Genomic DNA, 24684 nt, shown 5'->3' on the forward strand with positions numbered 1-24684 from the left:
GATGCTAGTCGGGTTTTATTCGCTTTTAACGCAAAGCGTATAAAGTATTATTCACTCAATGCGCGAGCTAAACCTGTAGGCTCAATTTCTGCACATACTTGGTCATCATTCCAGTTAATACCAACAAGTGCATTATCTTCATTTAAGTCTTCAACCCATGCATCTAAAAATTCATCAAGGTTGATTTCTACTGGACTGTAATCTTTCCACTCTTCTTTACACTGTGCTTTAGCTGCTGCTTCACTTTCCCAAAGCAGTAGTACGTCAGTTTCGTCAAATTGGTTAGAATCGCACACTACAAAGCCATTATCTTCTGCACCAAGTGCCCAAATTACTTCGCTAACACGTACTTTTTCTACGAAGCTAACTAGTTGTGATTCAATTTCGATATCGCTCATGTGTTTACCCTTTTAAATTAGTGACGAGGATTAGTGTCTATTGCTGCTTGGCGCTCACCATATTGCTTATGAAAAGCAACAAGCGCTGAATGCTGACTAAAGTCAGCCAATTCGCGAAAGCAAATCCAATCAAGCAGGCAGTATAAACTGATGTTGAGGTATTCACAGCTTTTAAATTCTTCATCGCTTAAATGAGAATTTAAAAAGCTCAATGTTTGCTCAATACGTTCGTTTTGCAGATTAAAAAATAATTTATCGCTTTTGGTGTCAAATCCAGAACGTTTACATAACACCATTTCTACTAACGAATCGTTACAGGCATTTATAGTTGTAAGTAAGTGCTCTTGAGGCCACGTTAGTTTTGGCTGACCTGTTTTTTCAAGTAAATAACGCAATATAGAATTAGAGTCGCTAAGTGTTAAGTCACCATCTACCAAAATCGGGATTTTTCGAGCCGGGTTTTTACTGGCCATGGTAGGGCGGTCTTGATCAGAAAATATGTCTAAACTTACAAGTTCTAGCTTGCAGTCGTTTTCTTGCGCCCAAATTCTAATTCGGCGTACGTAAGGTGAAGGTACAGAACCAATTAATTGCATAATTACTCCATAAAAAAGCCGCATAAGCGGCTTTTATCAAATGTTACTTACAGTACAGTTAAATTTATTCTGAACGGCTAGTAACTTCAAGTAAATGATAACCAAATTGAGTTTGTACAGGGCCTTGTACTTGATTAATTGGCGCAGAAAATACAACTTTATCAAACTCTGGAACCATCATACCAGGGCCAAACTCACCAAGAGCACCGCCATCCTGACCTGAAGGACAATTAGAATGTGCTTTTGCTAATTCAGCAAAGTCTTCGCCTTGCTCAATTTTTGTTTTTAAGTCTAAGCATTGTGCTTCACTGTCTACAAGTATGTGTCGTGCGCTTGCTACTGTCATAAAATCTCCCGAATATAATGTGGTGTTTTTTTAACCGAATTGAAATGTCATTCTAGTTAGTTTCAACTAATTGTACCAGTATAAACTTATTTATTAGAAAACACAGTTTCAATTGCAGTAATCATTTGCTCTGAGTTAGGTGCCACTTTACTGTTAAACCGTAAAATTGTTTTACGATCAGCAGACACTAAGTATTTATAAAAGTTCCAATTTGGAGAGCTAGTTTGCTCATTCAAATATTTAAAAATTGGATTTGCTTCGCTACCACGAACTTTGCTGGTGGCAAACATGGGAAAAGTTACACCATAGTTTACAAAGCATACTTTTGCTGTTTCTTTTTCATTATCTTCTTCTTGAAAAAAGTCATCAGAGGGGAACCCTAATACGACTAAACCTTGATCTTTGTATTGTTGATATAATGCTTCAAGGCCTTTAAATTGAGGTGTAAAACCGCAGTTGCTTGCCGTGTTTACTATTAATAAAGGCTTATTTTTAAATTGGCATAAATTAATAGATTCTTTTGAGCGCAGCTTTCGAATATCGACATTGGTAAAATCTTGACAGTCTTGGGTAGAGGTTTGGTTTATAGTTGATGATGTTTCAGCGTGGAGTGGGGCATTAATAAATAAAGCCATTAATCCTATTATAATTTTTTTTAGCATTACATTACCTAAACTTTTCAATTGTTTGATTGGATAATCATACGCTAATATGAAACAAATTGATCAACCTTTGAATGACCTATGACAACCCGTTTAGCAACTATTGATGATCTTAGTGAAATTGTAGCCATTTATAACGAAACCATTGCAGGGCGAATGGTAACTGCAGATACGCAAGAAGTGAGCGTTGACGAAAAGCGTGACTGGTTTAATAGCCACAACGATAAAAGGCCTATTTACGTTTACTGCGAAAATAACCAAGTACTTGCTTGGGTAAGTTATAAATCGTTTTATGGGCGCCCAGCTTACGACGGCACAGTAGAAATGAGCATTTACATTACCAGTAAAGCGCAAGGTAAAGGGCTTGGTAAAAAGCTAATGATATTTGCTCAAACACAAGCTAAGCAATTAAATATTAAAGTATTACTCGGCTTTATTTTTAGTCATAACTTACCGAGTGTTAAATTGTTTAAGCATTTTGATTTTGCAATATGGGGTGAGTTGCCAAGCGTTGCCATAATGGATGATAAGGCGTATAGCCTTACTATTTTTGGAAAACATCTGGAATAAATTATTTTTCATAATGTTGTAATATTTTTTTACAAAATAAGACGAAGGGTTTATGCCAATTAAATAAAAATAGACTACGCTGTTGGGATATTAAGTTTATTAATTTAAAGTGTGGCTTGATGATTCGAAAAATATTAATTATTGATAGTAGCAGTGTCATCGCAATGCGTGTGAAAGTGCTTTTAGAATTAATAGGGGGTGAGGTCGAATTAATTCATTTCAGCATGCTAGACATGTATACCAATATAGGCGATTACGACTTAGTTGTTGTTGCCCATGGTGTGCCTGTTGATTCTATAAAACCGCTTGTAAGCGAAGTAGCGCAAGAGCGCTTTATGCTGCTTGCGCCAAAAGCACAAAGCGGTGAACAACTAACTGCGTTTAGCGAGCTAAATCATATTGCGCCTGACGCAACCGTGGTCTACCCATTTTTTTCTAATAAAGAAATTACTTCTCTTTTAGAGAGCCTATTAGAATTAGGCTCTAACCATATTTTGCAATTACCTACTATTTTACTTGTCGATCATGTTCCTGAACGTCTCGAAAAAATGAAAAATAGCTTAATCGGTGCTCATATCGAGACTCATACTGCAACAACCTCCGCAGAAGCTTTAGAAATTAGTAAAGAAAAGCAAATAGATATACTGATAAGCGATTTTATTTTAGATGACGGAACAGGTTTAGGAATTTTTTCAAATTTAAAAGTAACCCAACCACATTGCCGTTGCTTATTATTTACCTCACGTCCCGATCAAGTTTCGATGATTGAAGCTATTCGTCAAGGTGTGGAAGACGTACTTATTAAGCCACTGAACGACAGCTCACTATTACAATCAATACATAAATTATGGCAAACAGAGTTATTAAAACGTCATAACGCAGAGCTTGTAGAAAGGCTACAAGATACGGTTGATGCCCTAATTGAAAAAGACAGCCTACTTCAGGTTATTTATAAACATACGCCCGATGCAATTATGTTATTTGAAAAGTGCGGTAGAGTGATAGAAGCTAATGATGCTTGCTTGAGACTATTTAACTTACCGTTTAATGAACTCGAAGGTAAATCAGTATTTGATTTTTTAGATGATGATTCAATTTTAGGTATTAAAGATAAGATTTCGACATTAAATAGTAATCGACAATTTAGCTGCGATTTACGTTTATCTAAAACAGCAGGAGGTTATATACCCTTAGTTGGCTCTTTTAATGAGATAGATCACCATGGCGAAATAGCACTTGCGGTCATATTTAAAAATGTAACCCATCTTAAGCAAAAAGAGGATTTATTACTTGAAGCAAAAGATGTTCTTGAAGAGCAAGTAAGAGCACGTACTTCACAACTCGAGCATGCTAAAAATGTGGCTGAGGCTGCAAACTTAAGTAAATCAGAATTTTTAGCAAACATGTCGCATGAACTTCGAACACCTATGCACTCTATTTTAAGCTTTTCTCGTTTTGGTTTAAGTAAATTAGAAGCTGGAGATTTTGCAAAAGAAAAACTCATTAAGTATTTATCGCGAATAGAGAGTAGTGGTGAGCGTTTACTGTCGTTACTAAATAATTTACTCGACCTATCTAAGCTAGATGTAGGTAAGTTTCCATTTAACCCTCGTCCCTATAATTTAGCTAATATTATTAAAACAAGTATTGATGATGTGTCTGGTACTGCAATGGAAAAAGAAATTGAGATTATATTTACCGCACAGCCATTACCTGTAATTGCACAATGTGATGAAGAGCAAATAAACCAGTTACTTCGAAACGTACTAGGTAACGCACTTAAATTTAGCGAACCTAAAAGTAAAATACGGGTAAATTTAGAGTCAGATAATAAGCTTGCTACTATAGAAGTTACCGATAATGGGGTCGGTATACCAGAAGATGAGTTGGAGCATGTTTTTACTAAGTTTGTGCAAAGCAGTAAAACAAATAGTGGTGCTGGTGGCACAGGGTTAGGCCTTGCATTGTGTAGAGAGTTTGTATCTTTACACCAAGGTGAAATCACTGCACGTAACAACGAAAATGGTGGTGCAACTATATCTATACAAGTGCCATTAGAAATAAACTTAGACGAGCATTTAGCTGAAGAACAGTTAATACAACACACTAATTAATTGTTTTTTGGCATACCAAGTAACTTTTTAAAGAGTTTGAATGGATGATAAATTATGGCCTTAACTAAAATACTTGCCGTTGATGACGAACCCTTTAACCTAGAAATTATAGAGGAAATTTTAGAGGAGCTTGATTTTGAATTACAAGTAGCAACAAGTGGTCCTGAGTGTTTAAACATGGTTGAAGGTTATATGCCTCAGGTTATATTACTCGACGTAAGTATGCCGCAAATGAACGGCTATGAAGTATGTAAAGCACTTAAAGCAAATCCAAATACCGCACACATTATTGTTATGTTTGTGTCTGCTCGCGGTACTGTTGAAGAACGCATGGAAGGCTATTCTGTTGGCGCAGAAGATTATATTGTAAAACCTTTTGGCCATGACGAACTTAAATCTAAGCTTAAAAATTTAAATCAAGTACTCGTTGAAAAGCAAAGCCTAGAAAAGCAAGTTGAAGATGCAACATCAACTGCATTTAATGCAATGGCCAATAGCAGTGAAATGGGGCAAATAGTTAACTACGTTGAAAACATAGGCTTTATTAACGATCCTCAAGAGCTAGGTAAAGCGCTTGTAGATTGCCTTCAGTCTTTCGATTTACAAAGCAATGTAGAATTTAGAGAAAATAATGAAATTAGCCACTTTGCGCTAAACGGCGTGTGTTCACCTATTGTGGTGGAGCTATTTGAAATGCTGAAAAACAAAGGGCGCTTACATGAGTTTTCGCACCGAATTTTAGTTAACTATGAATTGATTAGCTTACTCATTTTAAATATGCCCGATCATGACCCTGATAAGCATGGTCGTATACGCGACCACGTATGTTTTATTGTCAGTGTTACCGAGCAGCAGCTACGCGCCATCATGACCAAGAAAATGCTTGAATCACAACGAGCGAAACTTAATGCCGTAGCAAGTACTGTTCATAGTAAGTTTCATAGCTTAATTAGCTTGTTGAATGAAAACCGTCAAAACAACGAAAAAGTGTTTAAACAGTTACAAGAAGAGCTCGAAGAACGTATCCCATCAATGGGACTGGATGAAGATCAGGAGGTGTTTATTTATAAAAAAGTAGATGAAACTATCCAAAACTCAGTAGCAAGAGAAGAGTCTGTTAAACAAGTCAAAGCAGCTTTTGCTGAAATTGAGCAAGACCTGTCATTGCTTTTAAAGAGCTAAATATAATTAATTAAATAATGTTACTTTAAGGCTTACTCCAACTGCATTATGCATCTCTGGGTAAGCCTTTTTCTACGATTCTGATTAACCTAGCCGTTTTACGAGTTTGTAATCGTTGTTTATCGTTTTGTTGAGCAAGCGCCCATTCAATATGTTCTAAAACAAGCTCGCTGGATATTTGGCTTTTATCTTGTAAAGCATGAATAATAGCCGGGCTAAACTCTGCATTACCTAAACCGACCGCTATATTACGTAACCAACGTTCGTGACCTATACGGCGAATAGGGCTGCCTTCGGTATTTTTTAAAAATGTAGGCTCATCCCAAGCAAATAGCTCAAGTAAATCTTTATTTTTTAATTGAGTACGGGGATGAAAGTCATTTTCATCCGTTATTTGTCCATAACGATTCCAAGGGCATACCAACTGGCAATCATCACAACCATAGATACGGTTGCCTAATAAAGTTCGGTATTGTTCGGGTATGGGGCCTTGGTGTTCTATCGTTAAGTACGATATGCATTTACGTGCATCAACAACGTAAGGCTCTACAATTGCACCTGTTGGGCAAAGAGTAATACAAGCAACACATTTTCCGCAGCCTTCAAACGTGTTCTCTGCATCTATTGGTAGAGGTAAATCAATAAATAGCTCGCCTAAAAAAAACCACGATCCTGCTTCTTGATTAATCAATAACGAATGCTTACCACGCCACCCTAAACCGGCTTTTTCTGCAAGTTGACGCTCAAGTACCGGGGCTGAATCTACAAATGGCCTAAAGCCATATTCGCCAATTTCTTGCTCTATTTTTTGGCCAAGTTTTTTTAAACGATTACGCATTAATTTATGGTAATCACGACCCAGTGCATAACGACTTATATAGGCTTTTTCTTTATTTTTTAAGGTTTTTGCAAAGCCAGCATCGGGAGGGAGATAATTCATTTTTACGGATATAACACGCTGTGTACCTGGTACTAATTCAGCAGGGCGAGCGCGTTTCATGCCGTGAGCAGCCATATAATCCATCGAGCCGTGGTAGCCAGCATCAAGCCAGCGTTGCAATTGGGCTTCGTGCTTAGATAGGTCAATATCAGTAATACCTACTTCGCTAAAACCAAGCTCTTGCCCCCAGGTTTTTATTTGTAGGGCTAATTTTTCATAGTCTGGGGTAGGGTTGCTCACACACTTCACACACTTAAATTAATAGCTGCGTAATTTACCATATTTCTCTGAGCCCGAAAACGCTTCTTAGCGCACGAAGCGCTTTAACTGTTGTTGGGTCTGTAAGCTTAACTGTTGAGATTGCTCGCTATCGGCTAATGCCGTATCTATTTGCTGTTTAGCTTGCTCACCTAAAGCTACTATTTGCTCTACCGATTGGTGAGTATTAGTTTGAGTGCCCTCAAGCATATGTACAGCACTGGCTATTTGTTGTAGTTGTTGTTGGTTGTGCTCAAACTCACTAAGCATTTTTGTAAAACCCTCGGAGGTTGCACTAATTGAGCTTTGTGCATTATTGGAGTGAGTCATTAATTGCTCTGACTCTTTATTTGTCTCGTTTACCAAATCATTCATCTGATTTATAAAGTCGCTTATTTGCCTAGTTGCGCCACTTACCTTTATTGAAAGTGTGCGTACTTCGTCTGCAACTACGGCAAATCCTCTGCCAGCTTCACCCGCTCTAGCTGCTTCTATTGCGGCGTTAAGGGCTAACAAATTAGTTTGATCAGAAAACTCTTCAACCATTTTTAAAATACTACGAATGTTTTCACTGTTCTCTTTCAGTCCCGCAATTGTATTTGAAAAGCTACCTAGCATATTAGTAATAAGTTTAACCTGCTTTACTAAAGCAGAGAGCTCTGATGCAGATAGTTTTACAAAGTTAAGGTGTTCATTATTAACGTTATGCACGCTATCTGTATTATTTACTATGTTTTGTAAGCTTTGGGTTATTTGCATACTGGCATTAATAATACTGTGGCTTAACTGTATTTGTTGCTCGCTTGATTGCTCAGTATTTTTCATCGATTCAGTGACTTGTATATTACTGTGTGCACTAGCTTGAGCACTGTTATATGTTGTGCTGAGCAACTCACTTAAATGGGCAGTAAATATATTATATTGTGTACTTAAATCTTTAAATTCGTCATACGAAAAGTGGGGAAGTTTTGCTGCTAAATTTGCATCTTGTTGGTTTATTTTTATCAAAGTATCGCGCATAGCAGTAACAGGGCGAACAATTAAAAAACGCATATAAAAAAGAGTAAAAATAAAACCAGATATAATCACAAGCGTAAGCAGCCAAAATAGCCCTGTACTTTGCTGTTGTTCGCTTAAACTCTGATGCAGCCAAAATAACGTAATTGCTTGGAACAATAATACAAAACTTAAATTACCGACTATTTTACGGGTTAACGTAAAAAAGAATGTTTGCTCTATATAGTTATAAATTTTCATGAAACCACTCATTATGCTCAAGCCCTACGATTGTTATTTAAGTGAGGGGAATGTAAGTTAGCCTTTTTGTAACGACAACAAGTAAGCTTTGGTTCGCGCTGGGTAATTTGTAAAAATTCCGTCTATGCCATACTCAAGCATTAGCGCTATATCTTCTTCCCTATCGACTGTATAAGCATAAATCTTTAGGCCTCTTTTTTTTGCATCCTCTGCAAAGGCCTTATTTATAAAGGTTTTATCTGCATGTACGCTATAAGCGTTTAAATCACTAGCAAACTTTGCATAGTTAATTGGAATAGAAGAAGTAAGGGCGCCTATTTTAAGCCATGGTAGCTTGTTTTTAAGCCACTGTAGTTGATGATGATCAAACGATGATACTAAAATATTGGTTTTCGATATTTTTTTAGCTTCAATGTTTTGTTCTAATTGAGCCACAAACCTTTCTAGTGCAAACGTGTGTTTAAGCTCAATATTTAATAAAGATTTATTGTTATTCCAATCAAACAGCTGCTGAAGAGTAGGAATTTTTTCACCATTTCCAGCATCAAGCTTAGAGAGCTCATGAGCGGTAAAGTTACTCACCCTGCCTTTACCGCTGGTGGTTCTATCAAGCCATGAATCGTGTATTACCATGTAATCATCGAAGGAACTTTGAATATCTACTTCAATACCATCAACACCTACTTTTAACGCTTCTAAAATAGCGCTTTTGGTGTTTTCAGGAAAATCCCCACTGGCACCACGGTGTGCAAATACTTTCATTGTCGAGCCTTTTTAGTGATTGACCACGTTTCAAAACAAGCGGCACTCACTATGAGTGCTCCACCAACTAACGTCATAACAGTAGGACGTTCATGAATAATTACTATAGCCAGTATGGTGCCATAAAGTGGCTGCAAGCAAGAAATTAACCCCGCAGTTGCCGCTGATAAATGCTTTAAACTTGCTGCAAATAACGAGTGCGGTGTAGCTGTAAATATAACACCCGCTACAGCAATTAAAATCAGGTCATGATTACTAACCTCATACACTGGTACTTCTATAAATGCACACAACATAATGCTTGCCACTAAGGTTTGATAAAACATCGTTTGCGGCCCGCCATATTGGCTAAAGTAGCGCTTATGAGTAATGTTTCTGATTGAAAAAAACAATGCCGATATAACACCTGTTATTACACCTAGGGTTACATCATCGCCTAAATTTGCACTTGGGACTAACAGGTAAATACCTAAAACAACCACCGCCGCACTTATTATATCTTTTGCTTTTGGCCTACTTTTATTAAATAAGGGTTCTAAAAACACCGTCATTACGGGATAGCTAAAAAATGCGAGCATTCCAATAGTTATACCGGCCATTTGCATACCAGCAAAATAGGTAACCCAGTGAATACCCACCGCAACACCTAAAAATAATGCAATAAGATAGTCTTTAGGTTTGTTGAGTTTAATTTGTTTTTTTTGAAAATAAAGCATGGCTAAAATAGCCATTCCTGCAATTGCAGTTCTGTAAACGGTAATATCTAAAGCATTTAAACCAATAAGTTTGGCAAATAGAGCGGTCCCGCCAAAAAGTAATACCGCTATGTGTAAATAAATTAAACTTTGTTGCTGAGGCTGCATTTAGTTTCCTTGTTGTACTTTTTGAATATATTAACATTGCTTAAAAATTCTTAAGATGAATTTTTTCCGCATGACAAAAGTCATTAAAGTTGATGACACTTCACACTCTTATTATTTTTGTACGCGGGCATAGTTACCTTACTCAACAGGAGATAATTATGAATTCTTTAATTTTAATCAGCTTAACTATTAATGAAGTGCTAGAGGCGTTAAGTTTTACGGTTACGTACGCAGATTGCTTTATGCTGGTATGCATTTTTATGTTATTTATATTTATTAATAAAAATAGTGCTATAAGTAAAAATAATATGCCTGAGGTATTAGTATGAGCTCGTTAAGCAGCTTTTCTCAACAAAGCGATAAAGGTTTTTGGAAATATGGACATTTAATTTTTACCGGCTTTTATTTACTCCCGCTAATAATTAATTTTGCGAGCTTTACCGTTAACCAAATTGTTATGTCTTTAGCCTTCTATGTTGCTTTTATTCTTTTGTATATAAAAGCAATAAACTGTAAAAGTGCAGGGGTGACTAAGTTATTTTTAGCCATGCTCTTAATTTGTTTTTGCGCTACTTTTTACACCACAGGTACGCCTACTTTATTTGGTTTCGTAGCCTATATAGCAGGCTACTCTTACAGCTCCCGTCAAAGAATTTATGCTGCGATCGCAATTATATTCACGGTTTTATTAAGCACATATATTGGTGATATAGGTAAGGTTCAATACTTTTTAGGCGTTGCTTTGATTCTATGCGCCACATTATTTAGTTACGGTATTGCAGCAAAAAGAGAAAGCTTATACAAAAAGCGCGAACAAGAAAGCGCTAACCAACTAGAGCAATTAGCAGCTATTGCAGAGCGAGAACGAATAGCTCGCGACTTACATGATATTTTAGGCCATTCACTTTCATCTATTGCTCTAAAGGCTGAGCTTGCTAATAAATTAAACCAAGGAGAGCGCTACGCTCAAGCAAATAGCGAAATTGCACAAGTGGCCGATTTGGCAAGGCAGTTACTTAGCGATGTAAGAAGCGCCGTAAGTGATTTAAAACAGCTTAATCTTGTCAGCCAAGTAGCACAGTTAAAGCAAAGGTTAATAGAGCAAGGATTTAACGTTTCATTTAATGTGGTTTTAAATGCTCTGCCCGCTAAAGTAGGGGGTATAGCAGGCCTTGTAATTAAAGAGGCAGTTACTAACTTATTACGCCATAGCAATACAAAAAATTGCGAAATAAATATAGAACAAACAGCGCAGCAGTTACTTATAACCGTAATTGACCATGGTCCGTGCAGTACATTGAATTCGGGCAATGGCCTAAATGGTATTAAAGAGCGAGCAGAGCAACTAAATGGCAGTGCAGTATTTGCCTGTGGCGATAATTTTACTTTAAAGTAGTGCTGCCAATTACAGCTAAGAATTTATAATGATCAGAGTATATTTAGTGGAAGATCAGGCGCTTGTACGCGACGCAGTAGCAGCATTGTTAGGGCTTGATTTTAATATTGAGATTATTGGTCAAGCAAGTAACGGGCAAGATGCACTTAATGCAATTGAGGCGCTTGATAGTGATTTGCATCCCGATATAATTTTAACCGATATAGAAATGCCAACCATGAATGGTATAGAGCTTAGCGAAAAAATAGCCGCTAAATTTCCTGCTATAAAAATGGTTATTATGACTACATTTTCTCGTGCGGGTTATATTAGGCGAGCGCTTACGACTGGCGTAAAAGGTTTTATTTTAAAAGAAGCACCAAGTGAAGAGTTGATAAATGCGCTTAAAAAAGTAATGCAGGGACAAAAGGTAATTGACCCAGAGCTTGCTATTAATGCATTAGACGACGCAGATCCACTTACCGACAAAGAACGAAAAGCCCTTAAACTTGCAAGCGATGGCCTTAAAACAAGCGACATAGCCAAGCAGCTATTTATTAGCGAAGGGACTACGCGTAATTATTTATCAGACGCTATAGCTAAGCTAAACGCCACTAACCGCATAGATGCTGCGCGTATAGCTAAACAAAAAGGGTGGTTATAAATAGTGGGTTTATAAATTATAAGCAAAGTATTACTATGTTACTTATAAAAGTAACGAACGGCGCTTAAAGTTAGCTTAAAAAGCGCTAAAAGAGGGTTTAATGGCAAATCTAATAGAACTAACAACTAAAAATAATATCGCTATACTCACCATGAATACTGCTGAAAACCGCCACAACCCAGCGTTTTTGGCTGAGTTTAATTTACACCTAGACCACATTGAAGCTGAACAAAATATTAAGTCAGTTATTTTAACGTCTTCAAGTGATAAAAACTGGTCATTGGGTATCGACCTTCAATGGATGTCTAATCCAAGTATTTTACCTGCAGCAATTTCTGACTTTATGATTCAAATAAGTGACTTATTTAAACGTATAGTTACTTTTCCTATGCCTATTATTGCTGCGTTAAACGGGCATACCTATGGTAATGGTTCTGTACTTGCGTGTGCGTGCGACTTTAGATTTATGAAATCAGACAAAGGCTTTTTTTGTTTTCCTGAAGTGGATGTAATGGTGCCATTTGTTCCGTCGATGTTTCCTATAATTAATAAGGCAATTTCGCAAACTTTCTTTAATCGTCTAGCTATGTCAGGAGAGCGGGTTGGTGCAGAGCAGTTGCTAGAGAACAAAGTAGTTGAAGCTGTGTTTGCAAATAACGACGAACTACAAGCGGGTGTACTTGAGTTTGCCCAGCAATTTAATAAAAATCGTTGGATTTACGCTCAAAATAAAATACAAATGAATAAGCAGATTTTACTTACAATGAAAGAAGAAGATCCAAGCTTTATTGATAATATAAGTAAACTGCTGTGGAAAAACCTACAAAAAAAATAGTATAGATTTTAGCATTGCTACGAGATGACTAAACACTTTGCAGTTAAGGGGTCGTTAAGCCCCATTGCGCTAGATTTTTAAACTATACAGCAAGGTAAACAGCAAGGTAAAAGTGCTTTCTTAAAAGTTTAATAGCTTTTACCTGTCTCATTATAACTATATGGGTTAAAATACCTACATAACCAACTAACAAGATAGTGAATGTCAAACCAAGATCCAAATCTCAGTCGAGAACAAGAAAAGTACGAAAACCCAGTCCCTAGTCGTGAGTTTATACTTACTCACCTTCAAGAGCGTTCAAAGCCTGCTAACTACGCGCAATTATGTGAAGAACTAGCAGTAAACGATGACGAACGCCAAATAGCATTTAAACGCCGCCTTCGTGCTATGGAGCGTGACGGACAGCTGTATTTCAATAAATTTAAATGCTACGCCCTAATTGACGAAGCCGGTTTAACCAAAGGCAAAGTAATAGGCCACAGAGACGGTTTCGGCTTTTTAGAAGTTGAAGGCGAGAGTAAAGATTGGTTTATTGCTAAGCACCAAATGAATATGATGTTACATGGCGACATTGTACTAGCTAAAGGGACTAAACGTGGTTCTGGCTCAAAATGCGATGCACGTATTATAAAAGTGCTTACTAACGAGCGCGCGCCAATTGTTGGCCGTTACTTTGTTGAGCACGGTGTTGCAGTGGTAGTCGCTGAAGACCCGCGCATAACGCAAGATATAATGATTTTACCAGGCAACGAAAACGGTGCCCGCCATAACCAAATGGTGCAGGTTAAAATTACGCAAAACCCAAGCCGTAACATGAACGCGGTAGGTAAAGTTATAGATGTACTTGGTGAGCATTTAGCCCCAGGTATGGAAATTGAAGTTGCACTGCGCAATCACGATATTCCACATGTATGGCCAGAAGAAGTTGAAGCACAAGTTGCTCATCTAGGTGAATTTGTTGAAGAAGCTGACAAACAAGGTCGCGTAGATTTACGTGATTTACCACTTGTAACTATTGATGGCGAAGATGCACGCGACTTTGATGACGCCGTATATTGTGAACCTAAAAAATCAGGTGGCTGGCGCTTATGGGTTGCTATTGCCGATGTATCGCATTACGTAGGAATGAACACGCCGCTTAACAAAGAAGCAATTTTGCGTGGTAACTCAGTGTATTTTCCTGAGCAAGTAATTCCGATGCTACCAAAAGTGCTTTCTAACGGATTATGTTCACTTAATCCAAAAGTAGATCGCTTATGTATGGTTGCCGAAATGACCGTGTCGAGCGCGGGTAAACTTTCGGGTTATAAGTTTTACGAAGCGATAATGAACTCGCATGCACGTTTAGCTTACACCAAAGTAAATGCCATTTTACAAAACGACGAAAAACTACGCGAAGAATACTCAGCCGTTGTGCCACATTTAACTGATTTACAGCAAATGTACATGGCACTTAAAGCAGCACGCCAAGACCGTGGTGCCATAGAGTTTGAAACCCTAGAAACACGTTTTGTATTTAACGCTCAGCGTAAAATAGAATCAATAGTGCCTGTTATTCGTAACGACGCGCACAAACTCATTGAAGAATGTATGATTTTAGCCAACGTATCAGCGGCTAAAATTCTTGAAAAGCATGAAGCGAGTGCGCTTTATCGTGTGCATGACGAACCAGATCAAGAAAAACTAGGCAATTTTACTAAGTTTTTAGGCGAGTTAGGTATTGAAAGTACATTAAGCGACGAGCCAACACCAAAAGAAATAACGCAAGTATTAGCGCGACTAGGTGACCGCCCAGAAGCTGAACTTATTCAAACTATGTTACTGCGTTCAATGAAACAAGCTGTATATCAGCCAGATAACATTGGTCACTTTGGTTTAGCGTTATCTGCTTACGCGCATTTTACATCGCCAATACGTCGTTACCCAGATTTAGTAGTGCATCGTGCTATTAAAGCAGTAATAAAAGCACAAGGTCAGCAAACGTCTGGCGAATACGCTTATACCGACGATGAAGTTGATCAACTAGGTGAGCAGTGTTCTACAACAGAGCGTCGTGCTGACGATGCAACTCGCGAAGTAGCTGATTGGCTTAAATGTGAGTTTATGCAAGACCATGTAGGTGAAGAGTTTGATGGTGTTATTTCATCGGTTACCAATTTTGGTTTGTTTATTCGTTTAGACGATTTACAAATTGATGGGCTTATTCACGTTACTAATTTAGGCGATGAGTTTTTTGCGCATGATGCTGCAAAACACACCCTAATAGGTGAGCACTCTCACAAAATTTATCGCCTTGGCGATAAAGTAACAGTAAAAGTTGCGTCGGTTAGTTTAGACGATCGCCGTATAAACTTAACGCTTAAAGGCGATGTTGCACAAGACAGGTACTCACGTCGTCGTGCACCAAAAAAAGGTTCAGGTAAGTCTGAGCATGCGCCAGCAAGTGTGCGTTCGCAATTAAAAGCAGGCAAAGTACCAGGTAAAAAGTCGCACAGCGATGACAAACCAAAAGGTAAAAAAAAGCCAGTAAATAAAGATAAAGGGAAGCCTGCAAATAAGTCTGCAACAAAACCTGTAGATAAAAAAGCAGCAGACTCTGCCGTAAAGAAAAAACCAAAGAAAAAGGCCGTTAAAAAGCCTAAAAGAGCAGGCAAAAATGCCCGCAAACGTACTAGCCCAGGAGCAGACAATACGTGAGTAATGAATTAATTTTTGGCTTTCATTCTGTTGAAGCAATTTTAGAAAGCGAACCAGAGCGCTTTGTAGAAATTTACGCCCTTAAAGGTCGTGACGACAAACGCTCAACTCCGATTATTGATGAAGCACGTAAATTTGGTATTTCAGTACAGTTTATGCAGCGTAAAGCCCTTGATAGCAAATCAAAAGGTGAGCAGCATCAAGGTATTATTGCTAACGTAAAAGCAGCGCCAACGTTTAATGAAAAAGATCTTGATGCGATAATCGCTCGTGAAGACACACCGTTTTTACTTGTGCTTGATGGTATTACCGATCCGCATAACTTAGGCGCATGCCTACGTAGTGCAGACGCGGCAGGTGTTCACGCTGTGATTGTACCTAAAGATAAATCGGCTAAGCTTAACGGTACTGCACGTAAAGTGGCCTGTGGTGCAGCCGAAACAGTACCGCTTATTCAAGTGACTAACCTTGCACGTACGCTTCGCGAAATTAAAGATGCAGGCGTATGGGTTGTAGGAACCGCTGGCGAAACTGATAATCACGTATTTGATGCAAGCTTAACAGGGCCAATGGCTATTGTTATGGGCGCAGAAGGCGAGGGCATGCGACGCTTAACGCGTGAGCATTGCGATATGCTCGTTAAAATCCCAATGGCGGGTACTGTTTCAAGCTTAAACGTATCGGTAGCTACGGGTATTTGTTTGTTTGAAGTATTACGCCAACGTAACGCAAATAACTAATACCTAATAAATAATACCTAATTTAAATTAAGTATTAAAAAAGCCGAGATTGAAATTCAATCTCGGCTTTTTTGTGTCTGTAATTTACGCTTTAACTTTGTAAGCTTTGATAAACGGTTTAATAACAAGGCAATAATTTAGATGTGTAGCCGCTCTTACATAAAAAATTATTAACGCTGTTAGTGAACCATTTATCCTATACAAAGCGCAGGTAAACGGTTTAATAACAAGGCAATCATTTAGATGTGTAGTGCTTTTACATAAAAAATTATTAACGTAGTTAGTGAACCATTTATCCTATACAAAGCGCAGGTAAACGGTTTAATAACAAGGCAATCATTTAGATGTGTAGTGTTCTTACATAAAAAATTATTAACGCTGTTAGTGAACCGTTTAACCAGCTTTAAGCTTAAAAGCTATAAGTGTAGCCCATCTGTACTGTACGCGGCTTACCTGGCTGAATGCCACCGTTTGAACGGTTAGCAACGTATGTTTTATCAAACAAGTTATCAACGCTTAGGTATACTTTTTGATTCTCATCGATTAAGTATTTAGCAGCTAAATCCCATACTACGCGGCTATCAATTGCGTTTAAGCCCGACTCAGTTAAGTTAGCATGCGCATCAGATACGTAACGTATTTGGCTGTTAACTACAAACGCAGAAAACTCAGCACCTAACGATAACGCTACTTGATTTTCTGGTACGTAAGGCATTGCATCGCCTTTTTCTACCGCTCCCCAAATTTCTGAATCAAAATCGTTTTTAAACTCAGAGTCTGTGTAGGTATACGTTAATTTAACTGGGAACATAGCTGTATCAGTTGCAAACGTTCGTGCTGCACTAAATTCAAAGCCTGCTACTTCTACTTCACCGTAGTTGTATTGGTCGCCAATGTTGTCGTCGCTACAACCAACCGCTGCAGTACAGTTACCGTGCATGTTGTCGTAGTCAGAGTAAAAGGCAATTACTTCACCGCTAAAGCCATCCATATTAAAGCGAGAGCCAAATTCAATGTTTACACTTTCTTCTTCTTCTTGGTCTGCATTACCTGGTGCTGCTGGTGCATAACCTTTTTGAATGCCCGCAAGTAGCGTTACATTTTCGTTAAGGGTGTAAGTAGCACCTAACGACGGAACTAAAATTTCTGTGTCGTTCGACACATCTTTAGTTAAACCGTTACTGCGTGTTGGATCTGATTTAGACCACTCTTCACGCGTAATAGTAATGTCTTCATAACGAAGACCTGCACTTACTACTAATGCGTCAATTGTCCACTCATCTTGAATAAACAAGGTGCTTGCTTCTGCGCTATCTACACGGTTGCTGTCAGAGCCCGGAACGCCTTGCTCTGTAAGCGTTAAGCTCAAGTCTTGATTAAGAGTATAGGTATCTTGCCACTGAAAACGATCCATTTCGTCTTCGTGGTAACGTACGCCAACAGTCACATAGTGATCGCCTGCAGGAATATGTAATTCAGACTGAATACCTTTAGCTTGGTAATCGCGGTTATTAGCTTTAACACCAATACCTTCAATGCCTTCGCTTGTTGGGTTTGCTTCAAAATCGCTGTACTGCTCAAGAGTACTTAAACCTACGCTGCTGGCTTTATACCAGTTACGATGAAAATCGTTTAAGTAAGCCGTTGCTAAAAATTCATAGCCATCACCAAAACGATACGCGTAGTTAAGTTGGTATGCATTGTGGCGCGTGTTCATTTCATCGTTTTGCGATGCAGCATAACGGCGATAAGGACTTTGTTGATAATCTTCGTCTGTTAAGCCCATATATGTTTCGTCTGATGTTTCGTCAGAGTACTTAATTTTTAGCTCAAGATTATGCGCATCGTTTTGACCAAACGTGTGACCAAACTTTAATAGTAAATCTGTTTTTTCAAAGCCGGTGTTGTCATCGCCTACAGGCAGCTCTTTAAAGCCATCAGCACCGTAAGTAAATATTTCGATTAAACCCGCTGTATTATTTTTTTCTTTACCAAAGTAAGCGTGACCTTTGTAGTAACCGTCGCTACCAAGGGCTGCATCTACCATACCTTTTGAGCTATTTGGCTCAGTTGGTAAGCTGCGCGAAAGTAAGTTTAAAACACCACCCGTAGTACGCGGGCCATACTTAACTGATGCCGCGCCTTTTAATACTTCAATAGACTCCATACGACCCATAGTAGGGAAGTAGTAAGCAGAAGGTGCAGAGTATGGTGCTGGTGCAACTAATACACCGTCTTCCATTACCGATATTTTATCGTTACGGCCAGTACCTGTGCCGCGCATACCAATATTTGGGCGAAGGCCGTAGCCGTCTTCTTCTTGCACGTAAACGCCCGGAACAGACGCTAAAACGCGAGAAATATCAGTAAATTTGAATTTTTGAAGTTCTTCATCAGAAATAAACGTAGCCGAACCAGGAATGTCGTTAATTGCTTGTTCTGAGCCAATAACAGTAATTTGTTCAAAGCGTTGTTCTTTATCGCTGGTGTCTTTTGCTATTGCAGTAGCACTAAAAGACAAAGCAACCGCAGTTGCCAAAGTAGATACTAAAAACTTAGGGTTCATTGTGTTCCTAATCATGTCAATTATCTTAATTGGCGTAATTTGAACACGTTAACGAATACGAATCAATGTTATTAACTATTTAATTATTCAGTTTAATAGAACTAAAAACACCTACTTATGCAACTTAGTTAACTAAATTGTTTCTTTTGTATTACTTCACAACTCATAAACTAATTATAAAGTTTTGATTAGCTATAACCTAAACGTAGCGCTATAAACTCCGCGAGCTTATCTACGGCATGATCAGATTCACCCGAACTTTTAATTAAACTAATACCAATATTGCCAAGAGCCGGTAAATGTTTGGTTTGAACTTGATAGTTAAGCTCACTCGGTACTGTGCTTTTAGCAAGTACGGTAATGCCTAAGCCTTCTTTTAATGCAGCAATAAGGCCGGTTAAATCTGCGTTGCTATAGACAATACGGTATTTTATGCCCGCATTTTTTAATGCATCAATTGCACGGCGACGATAAATACACCCCTCTGGGGCAGTAACTAGCGTAACCACGTCGTTTTGCGCAAGTGACAGGTCGCCCACCCACACCAGTTCGTCTTGCATAAAAATAGGAAACTTATCAGAGTTAAGTCGCTCATTGAGCGCAAGTACTAAATCGAACTGATCTTGCCTTGAGGCCGAAAGTAAATGTTTACTTAAACGCGATTTAACCTCTAACGATACCTCAGGGTAGAGCGCCACAAAGTCGCCAATGATAGAAGGTAAAATGCGCGCTGCAAATTCGCTCGGAATACCCAAGCGCACTTTACCCGCGATATTTTCTGATGTGAACTGCTGCAAAATAGCATCGTTGTGTTGCATCATTTGTTTTGCCATAGGCAATAATAGCTCGCCGTACTGGTTTAATACTTGGCGCTGTCCTTGTTTTTTAAATAGTTTATAGCCAAGCACGTCTTCTAGGCGCTTTATTTGCAAACTAACAGCTGGTTGCGACAGGCCAAGTAAATCGCCTGCTTTAGCAAAACCACCTATTTCAACTACCATTACAAAAGTACGTAAAGCATCGGTTGATATGTTTTTCATATTTAAAATTACAATTTATATAGCAATACATATAAGTATTATTTATCAATTGATAAAAAATTACAATTTGTTGTTGGTAGGCGTGGGCAATATACTTTTATAATCGAAAATACACAGGTATTTGTTATGACTTTTAACCCAATAATGTTTGCCCGCCACAGCAACGCAAGTAGTGCGGTTACTAACGCTTTGCAAACTAACAACAATCACGTTGTAATGGATTTTAGCGGCACCGAAACCAGTGTATTTTTAAGTACCATTTTAGGCCTTGATTTAACAATGCTTACCGCCAGCGGTTTAGGCTTAAAAGGCACGCTTGATGGCGACTATAATTCTGACTACAGCTTTGCTGTTTATTACTTTAGCGAAACCGCTTTTAGATTCGTACTGCCACACAACGCAAGCCTTCAACTACAAGCACTTATAAACGAGCAACAACTACGTTTTGATATTGATTATGTAGTACGCACCGACCTAGCAAGCTTTATTTTAAGTGGCGACAATGCCTTTGATACCCTAGTTAATGCTTTTAAATTAACACCAGGTTTGCGCTTATCAAATGCGCAACTATGCTACGGTGCGCAAAGTGGTGATGTATTTATTACCGCCATTGATAAAAACGACGAACAACACTTTGTATTAGTCGCTAAACAACAAGAATTACAAAAATGGCAAAGCTACATGCAAGCGCAAGGTTTTGCACTTATGCATAGTGAAGCCGCATAACGAATACAAACAACAGGTGAACATAACAATGTTTGCCTGTTTTTAATTGCGATTAAGCAATTAAAGTCTATTTAAGCCACGCCCTAAACAGGGTTAATTTAAACGTGAAGGAATGTTATGACTTCTAAAACTGTACTACATGCTAAGCACCTAGAAGCGGGCGCAAAAATGGTTGATTTTCATGGCTGGGAAATGCCAATCAACTACGGCTCACAAATAGAAGAACACAATAGCGTGCGTACCGATGCAGGTATGTTTGACGTATCACACATGACCATTGTTGATATTGAAGGGCCTCAAGCACAAGCATTTTTACGTAAGCTAGTAGCTAACGACGTTGCAAAATTAACCGTACCAGGCAAAGCGCTTTACACAGGCATGCTTAACGAGCAAGGCGGTGTAATAGACGACTTAATTATTTATTTCTTTAGCGAAACGTTTTACCGCCTAGTTGTTAACTCAGCAACACGCGAAAAAGATCTAGCGCATTTAGCTAACGTATCGAGCGACTTTGACGTAACCGTTACAGAGCGCCCAGAGTTTGCAATGATTGCAGTACAAGGCCCTAACGCTAAAGCAAAAACAGCCACGCTTTTAAATGCTGAGCAACAAGCAGCTGTTGAAGGTATGAAGCCGTTTTTTGGTGTTCAAGTAGGTGATTTATTTATTGCCACAACGGGTTATACTGGCGAAGACGGTTACGAAATAGTAGTACCGAACGACCAAGCAGCCGATTTATGGCAACAACTGCTAGACGCAGGGGTTAAGCCTGCTGGTTTAGGTGCACGCGACACGCTACGTTTAGAAGCAGGTATGAACCTTTACGGCCTAGATATGGACGAAAGCGTATCACCACTTGCAGCTAACATGGCATGGACCATTGCATGGGAACCAGAAGATCGCGACTTTATTGGTCGTGACGTACTTGTTAAGCAACGCGCAGAAAAAAGCACTGACAAACTAGTTGGCTTAGTGTTTGAAGAAAAAGGCGTGTTGCGTAGCGGTTCTAAAGTAATTGTTGACGGTGGGGAGGGTGTTATTACCTCAGGTACTTTCTCACCAACACTTGGTTTTAGTGTAGCCCTTGCACGTGTACCACGTTCAACAGGGGATACAGCTCAAGTAGAAATGCGTAAAAAATTAGTAAACGTTAAAGTAGTAAAGCCTAGCTTTGTACGTAACGGTAAATCAATAATTTAAATAATTTGGTTATACCAATCACAATAATTATTGCGATTGGTATCCTCCCAATATAAACCAAAGGACAAATAAAATGAGCAACATTCCTAGCGAGTTAAAATACGCACCTTCACACGAGTGGGTTCGTAACGAGGGCGACGGTACATTTACTGTTGGTATTTCTGAGCATGCACAAGAACTTCTTGGCGACATGGTATTTGTTGAATTACCAGAAGTTGGCGACGAAGTAGACGCTGGCGAAGACTGTGCAGTAGCAGAGTCGGTTAAAGCAGCATCAGACATTTACGCACCTATCAGTGGCGAAATTGTTGCTATTAACGAAGAGCTTGAAGATTCACCTGAAACAGTAAACAACGACGCTTACGGCGACGGTTGGTTATTCCGTATTAAAGCATCTGACGAGTCTGAGCTAGACAACTTATTAGACGCTGAAGGTTACTCGCACACTATCGACGAAGAATAATAATTTTTTGAAGATAACTAAAAGCCCCGTTTAATGTATAAAAATGGGGCTTTTATGATTTTACAGCGCACAACCCCATACTGAGTGAGCTGTTAAATCGTCAAATATTTTAATTAATGCTAGTTACCCATTAGCATTTAGGATCATAGGAATCTGGATTCATGTCAAACGCCAAATCTCTTGAAGAACTAGAGCAAAAGCAAGATTTTATTCGCCGCCATATTGGGCCAAGCCCAGCACAAGTAAGCGATATGCTAAGTGCTTTAGAAGTATCGAGTGTGCAAGAGCTCATTGACCAAACTGTACCGGCTAGCATTCGCTTAGAGCAGCCATTAACAGTTGGCGAAAGCCGTACTGAAGTTGAAACACTAAGCTACCTAAAATCAGTAGCAAGCAAAAATAAAGTTTTCAAATCGTACATTGGCCAAGGCTACCACCCAACTAACGTACCGCACGTAATTTTACGTAACGTACTAGAAAATCCAGGTTGGTATACAGCGTACACACCGTATCAGCCAGAGATTGCACAAGGGCGTTTAGAATCATTATTAAACTTCCAAACTATGACCCTAGATTTAACCGGTCTTGATTTAGCAAGCGCGTCATTACTTGACGAATCAACAGCCGCTGCAGAGGCTATGGGCCTTGCAAAACGCGTATCAAAAGCTAAAAAAGCCAATGCCTTTTTTATTGCTGACGACGTACACACACAAACAATCGACGTAGTAACAACGCGTGCCGAGCAGTTTGGTTTTGAAATAATTGTAGGTAAAGCAGAAGATGCCGTAAACTTTGATATTTTTGGCGCATTGTTCCAATACCCAACTACATCAGGCGAAGTGGTAGACATAACTGACCTAATTGCTGGCGTACAAAGCAAAAAGGCCATTGCCTGTGTTGCTGCCGACATAATGAGTTTATTACTATTAAAAGCACCGGGTAAACTAGGCGCAGACGTAGTACTTGGTTCGGCTCAGCGTTTTGGTGTACCTATGGGTTACGGCGGTCCTCATGCTGCATTTTTTGCAACACGTGACGCATACAAGCGTTCATTACCAGGTCGTATTATTGGTGTATCTAAAGATCGTTTAGGTAACGACGCCCTTCGTATGGCAATGCAAACGCGCGAACAACACATTCGCCGCGACAAAGCCAATTCAAACATTTGTACAGCGCAAGTATTACTTGCCAACATGGCAGCGTTTTACGCGGTATACCACGGCCCACAAGGCTTAAAAACTATCGCGCAGCGTATACATCGCTTTACTGATATTTTAGCAACAGGCCTAAAAGCTAAAGGCATGGCACTTAAGCACAGCACTTGGTTTGATACGCTAACAATTGCAGATGACAACAAAAACGACGTAACAGCACGTGCAATTGCAAAAGGCGTAAACTTTGCAACAAACCACGAAGGCGAGTACTCAATTTCGGTATCAGAGACAACAACACGTGCCGATATCGCTGAGTTATTCGATATTATTTTAGGCGAAGGCCATGGCCTAAGTGTTGACGCTATTGCAGCCGACGTTGAAGCAAATGGCAGCGAGTCAATTCCTGCAAGTTTAGTACGTGACGACGAAGTACTAACGCATCCAAACTTTAACAGCTACCACAGCGAAACAGACATGCTTCGCTACATCAAGCGACTAGAAAGCAAAGATTTATCGCTTAATCACTCAATGATCTCGTTAGGCTCATGTACCATGAAACTAAACGCGACTGCTGAGATGATCCCAATTACGTGGCCTGAGTTTGCAAACCTTCACCCATTCTGCCCGCTAGATCAAGCAGAAGGTTACCAAATAATGATTGGCGAGCTACACGACTGGCTAGTAAACATTACCGGTTACGATGCAGTATCACTTCAGCCAAACTCTGGCGCACAAGGTGAATACGCAGGCTTAATCGCGATTCGTAAATACCACGAGTCACGCGGCGATGCACACCGTAATGTATGTTTAATCCCAAGCTCTGCGCACGGTACTAACCCTGCATCAGCGCAAATGGCAAGCATGAAAATTGTAGTAGTTAACTGCGACAAAAACGGTAACGTAGACATGGCCGATTTGAAAGCGAAAGCTGAAGAAGTGTCTGAAAACCTATCGTGCATCATGATCACATACCCGTCTACGCACGGCGTATACGAAGAAACAATTCGCGAAATTTGTGACATTATTCACCAGCACGGCGGCCAAGTTTACATGGACGGCGCAAACATGAACGCGCAAGTGGGTGTAACAAGCCCAGGCTTTATTGGCTCAGACGTATCGCACTTAAACTTACACAAAACGTTTTGTATTCCACACGGTGGCGGTGGTCCAGGTGTTGGCCCAATTGGTGTAAAATCGCACCTTGCGCCGTTTATGCCAAACCACAGCGTAATTAACGTACCAGGTACTAACGTTGGTAACGGTGCGGTATCGGCAG

22 protein-coding genes and 1 pseudogene are annotated in these 24684 nt (G+C 39.3%); 13 read left to right on the plus strand and 10 right to left on the minus strand.

Annotated features, from left to right (window positions below; all coding sequences use genetic code 11):
• Positions 1 to 47: 47 nt before the first annotated feature.
• The 4 genes from L656_RS0111380 to L656_RS0111395 form a co-directional block, all read right to left on the minus strand.
• Positions 48 to 398 (minus strand): DUF2750 domain-containing protein, encoded by a 351-nt coding sequence (locus L656_RS0111380; RefSeq protein ID WP_024599302.1) that lies wholly within the window; start codon positions 396 to 398, stop codon positions 48 to 50.
• A 17-nt stretch (positions 399 to 415) separates the two neighbouring features.
• Positions 416 to 994 carry a glutathione S-transferase family protein gene (locus L656_RS0111385; protein ID WP_024599303.1) on the minus strand — a complete coding sequence of 193 codons (579 nt, stop codon included), beginning with the start codon at positions 992 to 994 and terminating at the stop codon, positions 416 to 418.
• Between the two features lie 64 nt (positions 995 to 1058).
• On the minus strand, positions 1059 to 1340 hold the full coding sequence (locus tag L656_RS0111390) for a peptidylprolyl isomerase (protein WP_002958009.1): 282 nt from the start codon (positions 1338 to 1340) through the stop codon (positions 1059 to 1061).
• An 86-nt stretch (positions 1341 to 1426) separates the two neighbouring features.
• Positions 1427 to 2002, minus strand: coding sequence for a glutathione peroxidase (locus tag L656_RS0111395; RefSeq protein ID WP_024599304.1), 576 nt, complete (start codon positions 2000 to 2002; stop codon positions 1427 to 1429).
• Between the two features lie 81 nt (positions 2003 to 2083).
• On the opposite strand from L656_RS0111395, the gene L656_RS0111400 reads away from it, so the two are divergent.
• From L656_RS0111400 to L656_RS0111410, 3 genes are all read left to right on the plus strand, one after another.
• Complete coding sequence (locus L656_RS0111400; protein WP_024594637.1) at positions 2084 to 2572, plus strand: GNAT family N-acetyltransferase; 489 nt, start codon at positions 2084 to 2086, stop codon at positions 2570 to 2572.
• A 119-nt stretch (positions 2573 to 2691) separates the two neighbouring features.
• The gene (locus tag L656_RS0111405; protein ID WP_024599305.1) at positions 2692 to 4686 is read left to right on the plus strand and encodes a hybrid sensor histidine kinase/response regulator; all 1995 of its coding nucleotides are present in this window, start codon (positions 2692 to 2694) and stop codon (positions 4684 to 4686) included.
• Positions 4687 to 4740: 54 nt separating this feature from the next.
• Positions 4741 to 5868 carry a response regulator gene (locus L656_RS0111410; protein WP_024599306.1) on the plus strand — a complete coding sequence of 376 codons (1128 nt, stop codon included), beginning with the start codon at positions 4741 to 4743 and terminating at the stop codon, positions 5866 to 5868.
• 46 nt (positions 5869 to 5914) lie between these two features.
• Here the strand turns inward: L656_RS0111410 and queG are convergent, their stop codons facing one another.
• The 4 genes from queG to L656_RS0111430 all read right to left on the minus strand — a co-directional run bounded on the left by queG (position 5915) and on the right by L656_RS0111430 (position 9948).
• Positions 5915 to 7048 carry a tRNA epoxyqueuosine(34) reductase QueG gene (gene queG / locus L656_RS0111415; protein WP_024599307.1) on the minus strand — a complete coding sequence of 378 codons (1134 nt, stop codon included), beginning with the start codon at positions 7046 to 7048 and terminating at the stop codon, positions 5915 to 5917.
• 66 nt (positions 7049 to 7114) lie between these two features.
• Positions 7115 to 8335: a methyl-accepting chemotaxis protein gene (locus tag L656_RS0111420; RefSeq protein ID WP_024599308.1), complete on the minus strand. Its 1221-nt coding sequence runs from the start codon at positions 8333 to 8335 to the stop codon at positions 7115 to 7117.
• Between the two features lie 45 nt (positions 8336 to 8380).
• Positions 8381 to 9085 carry a glycerophosphodiester phosphodiesterase gene (locus L656_RS0111425; protein ID WP_024599309.1) on the minus strand — a complete coding sequence of 235 codons (705 nt, stop codon included), beginning with the start codon at positions 9083 to 9085 and terminating at the stop codon, positions 8381 to 8383.
• Positions 9082 to 9948, minus strand: coding sequence for a DMT family transporter (locus L656_RS0111430; RefSeq protein WP_024594632.1), 867 nt, complete (start codon positions 9946 to 9948; stop codon positions 9082 to 9084). The genes L656_RS0111425 and L656_RS0111430 overlap by 4 nt, the downstream gene beginning before the upstream one ends.
• Positions 9949 to 10106: 158 nt before the next feature.
• Here L656_RS0111430 and L656_RS1000000123270 point away from each other — a divergent pair, with 158 nt between their 5' ends.
• The 6 genes and pseudogenes from L656_RS1000000123270 (at position 10107) to rlmB (ending at position 16259) form a co-directional block, all read left to right on the plus strand.
• The gene (locus L656_RS1000000123270; protein WP_167334955.1) at positions 10107 to 10277 is read left to right on the plus strand and encodes a hypothetical protein; all 171 of its coding nucleotides are present in this window, start codon (positions 10107 to 10109) and stop codon (positions 10275 to 10277) included.
• A pseudogene (locus L656_RS01000000122200) lies at positions 10274 to 11373 on the plus strand (sensor histidine kinase). The gene L656_RS1000000123270 and the pseudogene L656_RS01000000122200 overlap by 4 nt, the downstream one beginning before the upstream one ends.
• Positions 11373 to 11987, plus strand: a complete 615-nt coding sequence (locus L656_RS0111445; protein ID WP_024599310.1) for a response regulator transcription factor — start codon at positions 11373 to 11375, stop codon at positions 11985 to 11987. Before L656_RS01000000122200 ends, L656_RS0111445 begins: the two are co-directional and overlap by 1 nt.
• A 100-nt stretch (positions 11988 to 12087) precedes the next feature.
• A complete protein-coding gene (locus L656_RS0111450) occupies positions 12088 to 12822 on the plus strand; it encodes an enoyl-CoA hydratase/isomerase family protein (protein WP_024599311.1) in 735 nt (244 codons plus the stop codon).
• Between the two features lie 201 nt (positions 12823 to 13023).
• Positions 13024 to 15519 (plus strand): ribonuclease R, encoded by a 2496-nt coding sequence (rnr, locus tag L656_RS0111455; protein ID WP_024599312.1) that lies wholly within the window; start codon positions 13024 to 13026, stop codon positions 15517 to 15519.
• Entirely contained in the window at positions 15516 to 16259 is a 744-nt protein-coding gene (gene rlmB, locus L656_RS0111460; RefSeq protein WP_002958023.1) for a 23S rRNA (guanosine(2251)-2'-O)-methyltransferase RlmB, read from the plus strand. Before rnr ends, rlmB begins: the two co-directional genes overlap by 4 nt.
• 409 nt (positions 16260 to 16668) lie before the next feature.
• Here rlmB and L656_RS0111465 read toward each other — a convergent pair whose 3' ends face one another.
• Positions 16669 to 18825: a TonB-dependent receptor family protein gene (locus L656_RS0111465; RefSeq protein WP_024599313.1), complete on the minus strand. Its 2157-nt coding sequence runs from the start codon at positions 18823 to 18825 to the stop codon at positions 16669 to 16671.
• A gap of 188 nt (positions 18826 to 19013) precedes the next feature.
• Complete coding sequence (locus tag L656_RS0111470) at positions 19014 to 19865, minus strand: LysR family transcriptional regulator (protein WP_024599314.1); 852 nt, start codon at positions 19863 to 19865, stop codon at positions 19014 to 19016.
• A 126-nt stretch (positions 19866 to 19991) separates the two neighbouring features.
• Here L656_RS0111470 and L656_RS0111475 point away from each other — a divergent pair, with 126 nt between their 5' ends.
• From L656_RS0111475 to gcvP, 4 genes are all read left to right on the plus strand, one after another.
• A complete protein-coding gene (locus L656_RS0111475) occupies positions 19992 to 20591 on the plus strand; it encodes a hypothetical protein (protein WP_024599315.1) in 600 nt (199 codons plus the stop codon).
• A gap of 117 nt (positions 20592 to 20708) precedes the next feature.
• Positions 20709 to 21791: a glycine cleavage system aminomethyltransferase GcvT gene (gene gcvT, locus L656_RS0111480; RefSeq protein ID WP_024599316.1), complete on the plus strand. Its 1083-nt coding sequence runs from the start codon at positions 20709 to 20711 to the stop codon at positions 21789 to 21791.
• 73 nt (positions 21792 to 21864) lie between these two features.
• Entirely contained in the window at positions 21865 to 22254 is a 390-nt protein-coding gene (gcvH, locus tag L656_RS0111485) for a glycine cleavage system protein GcvH (RefSeq protein WP_002958029.1), read from the plus strand.
• A gap of 161 nt (positions 22255 to 22415) precedes the next feature.
• On the plus strand, positions 22416 to 24684 hold a 2269-nt coding region (gene gcvP / locus L656_RS0111490; protein ID WP_024599317.1), incomplete at its 3' end, for an aminomethyl-transferring glycine dehydrogenase.

Origin of the sequence: Pseudoalteromonas sp. TAE56 (assembly GCF_000497955.1) — a bacterium.
GTDB lineage: Bacteria > Pseudomonadota > Gammaproteobacteria > Enterobacterales > Alteromonadaceae > Pseudoalteromonas.

Excerpts from the sequence above, each read along its gene's own strand:
- L656_RS0111390 (WP_002958009.1), bottom strand. The coding sequence starts at position 1,340 with ATGACAGTAGCAAGCGCACGACACATACTTGTAGACAGTGAAGCACAA.
- L656_RS0111395 (WP_024599304.1), bottom strand. The coding sequence starts at position 2,002 with ATGCTAAAAAAAATTATAATAGGATTAATGGCTTTATTTATTAATGCC.
- L656_RS0111380 (WP_024599302.1), bottom strand. The coding sequence starts at position 398 with ATGAGCGATATCGAAATTGAATCACAACTAGTTAGCTTCGTAGAAAAA.
- L656_RS0111450 (WP_024599311.1), top strand. The coding sequence starts at position 12,088 with ATGGCAAATCTAATAGAACTAACAACTAAAAATAATATCGCTATACTC.
- rnr (WP_024599312.1), top strand. The coding sequence starts at position 13,024 with ATGTCAAACCAAGATCCAAATCTCAGTCGAGAACAAGAAAAGTACGAA.
- L656_RS0111405 (WP_024599305.1), top strand. The coding sequence starts at position 2,692 with ATGATTCGAAAAATATTAATTATTGATAGTAGCAGTGTCATCGCAATG.
- L656_RS0111400 (WP_024594637.1), top strand. The coding sequence starts at position 2,084 with ATGACAACCCGTTTAGCAACTATTGATGATCTTAGTGAAATTGTAGCC.
- L656_RS0111420 (WP_024599308.1), bottom strand. The coding sequence starts at position 8,335 with ATGAGTGGTTTCATGAAAATTTATAACTATATAGAGCAAACATTCTTT.
- gcvH (WP_002958029.1), top strand. The coding sequence starts at position 21,865 with ATGAGCAACATTCCTAGCGAGTTAAAATACGCACCTTCACACGAGTGG.
- L656_RS0111385 (WP_024599303.1), bottom strand. The coding sequence starts at position 994 with ATGCAATTAATTGGTTCTGTACCTTCACCTTACGTACGCCGAATTAGA.
- L656_RS0111430 (WP_024594632.1), bottom strand. The coding sequence starts at position 9,948 with ATGCAGCCTCAGCAACAAAGTTTAATTTATTTACACATAGCGGTATTA.
- L656_RS0111475 (WP_024599315.1), top strand. The coding sequence starts at position 19,992 with ATGACTTTTAACCCAATAATGTTTGCCCGCCACAGCAACGCAAGTAGT.
- L656_RS1000000123270 (WP_167334955.1), top strand. The coding sequence starts at position 10,107 with ATGAATTCTTTAATTTTAATCAGCTTAACTATTAATGAAGTGCTAGAG.
- L656_RS0111410 (WP_024599306.1), top strand. The coding sequence starts at position 4,741 with ATGGCCTTAACTAAAATACTTGCCGTTGATGACGAACCCTTTAACCTA.
- L656_RS0111470 (WP_024599314.1), bottom strand. The coding sequence starts at position 19,865 with ATGAAAAACATATCAACCGATGCTTTACGTACTTTTGTAATGGTAGTT.
- L656_RS0111465 (WP_024599313.1), bottom strand. The coding sequence starts at position 18,825 with ATGAACCCTAAGTTTTTAGTATCTACTTTGGCAACTGCGGTTGCTTTG.
- L656_RS0111425 (WP_024599309.1), bottom strand. The coding sequence starts at position 9,085 with ATGAAAGTATTTGCACACCGTGGTGCCAGTGGGGATTTTCCTGAAAAC.
- L656_RS0111445 (WP_024599310.1), top strand. The coding sequence starts at position 11,373 with ATGATCAGAGTATATTTAGTGGAAGATCAGGCGCTTGTACGCGACGCA.
- gcvT (WP_024599316.1), top strand. The coding sequence starts at position 20,709 with ATGACTTCTAAAACTGTACTACATGCTAAGCACCTAGAAGCGGGCGCA.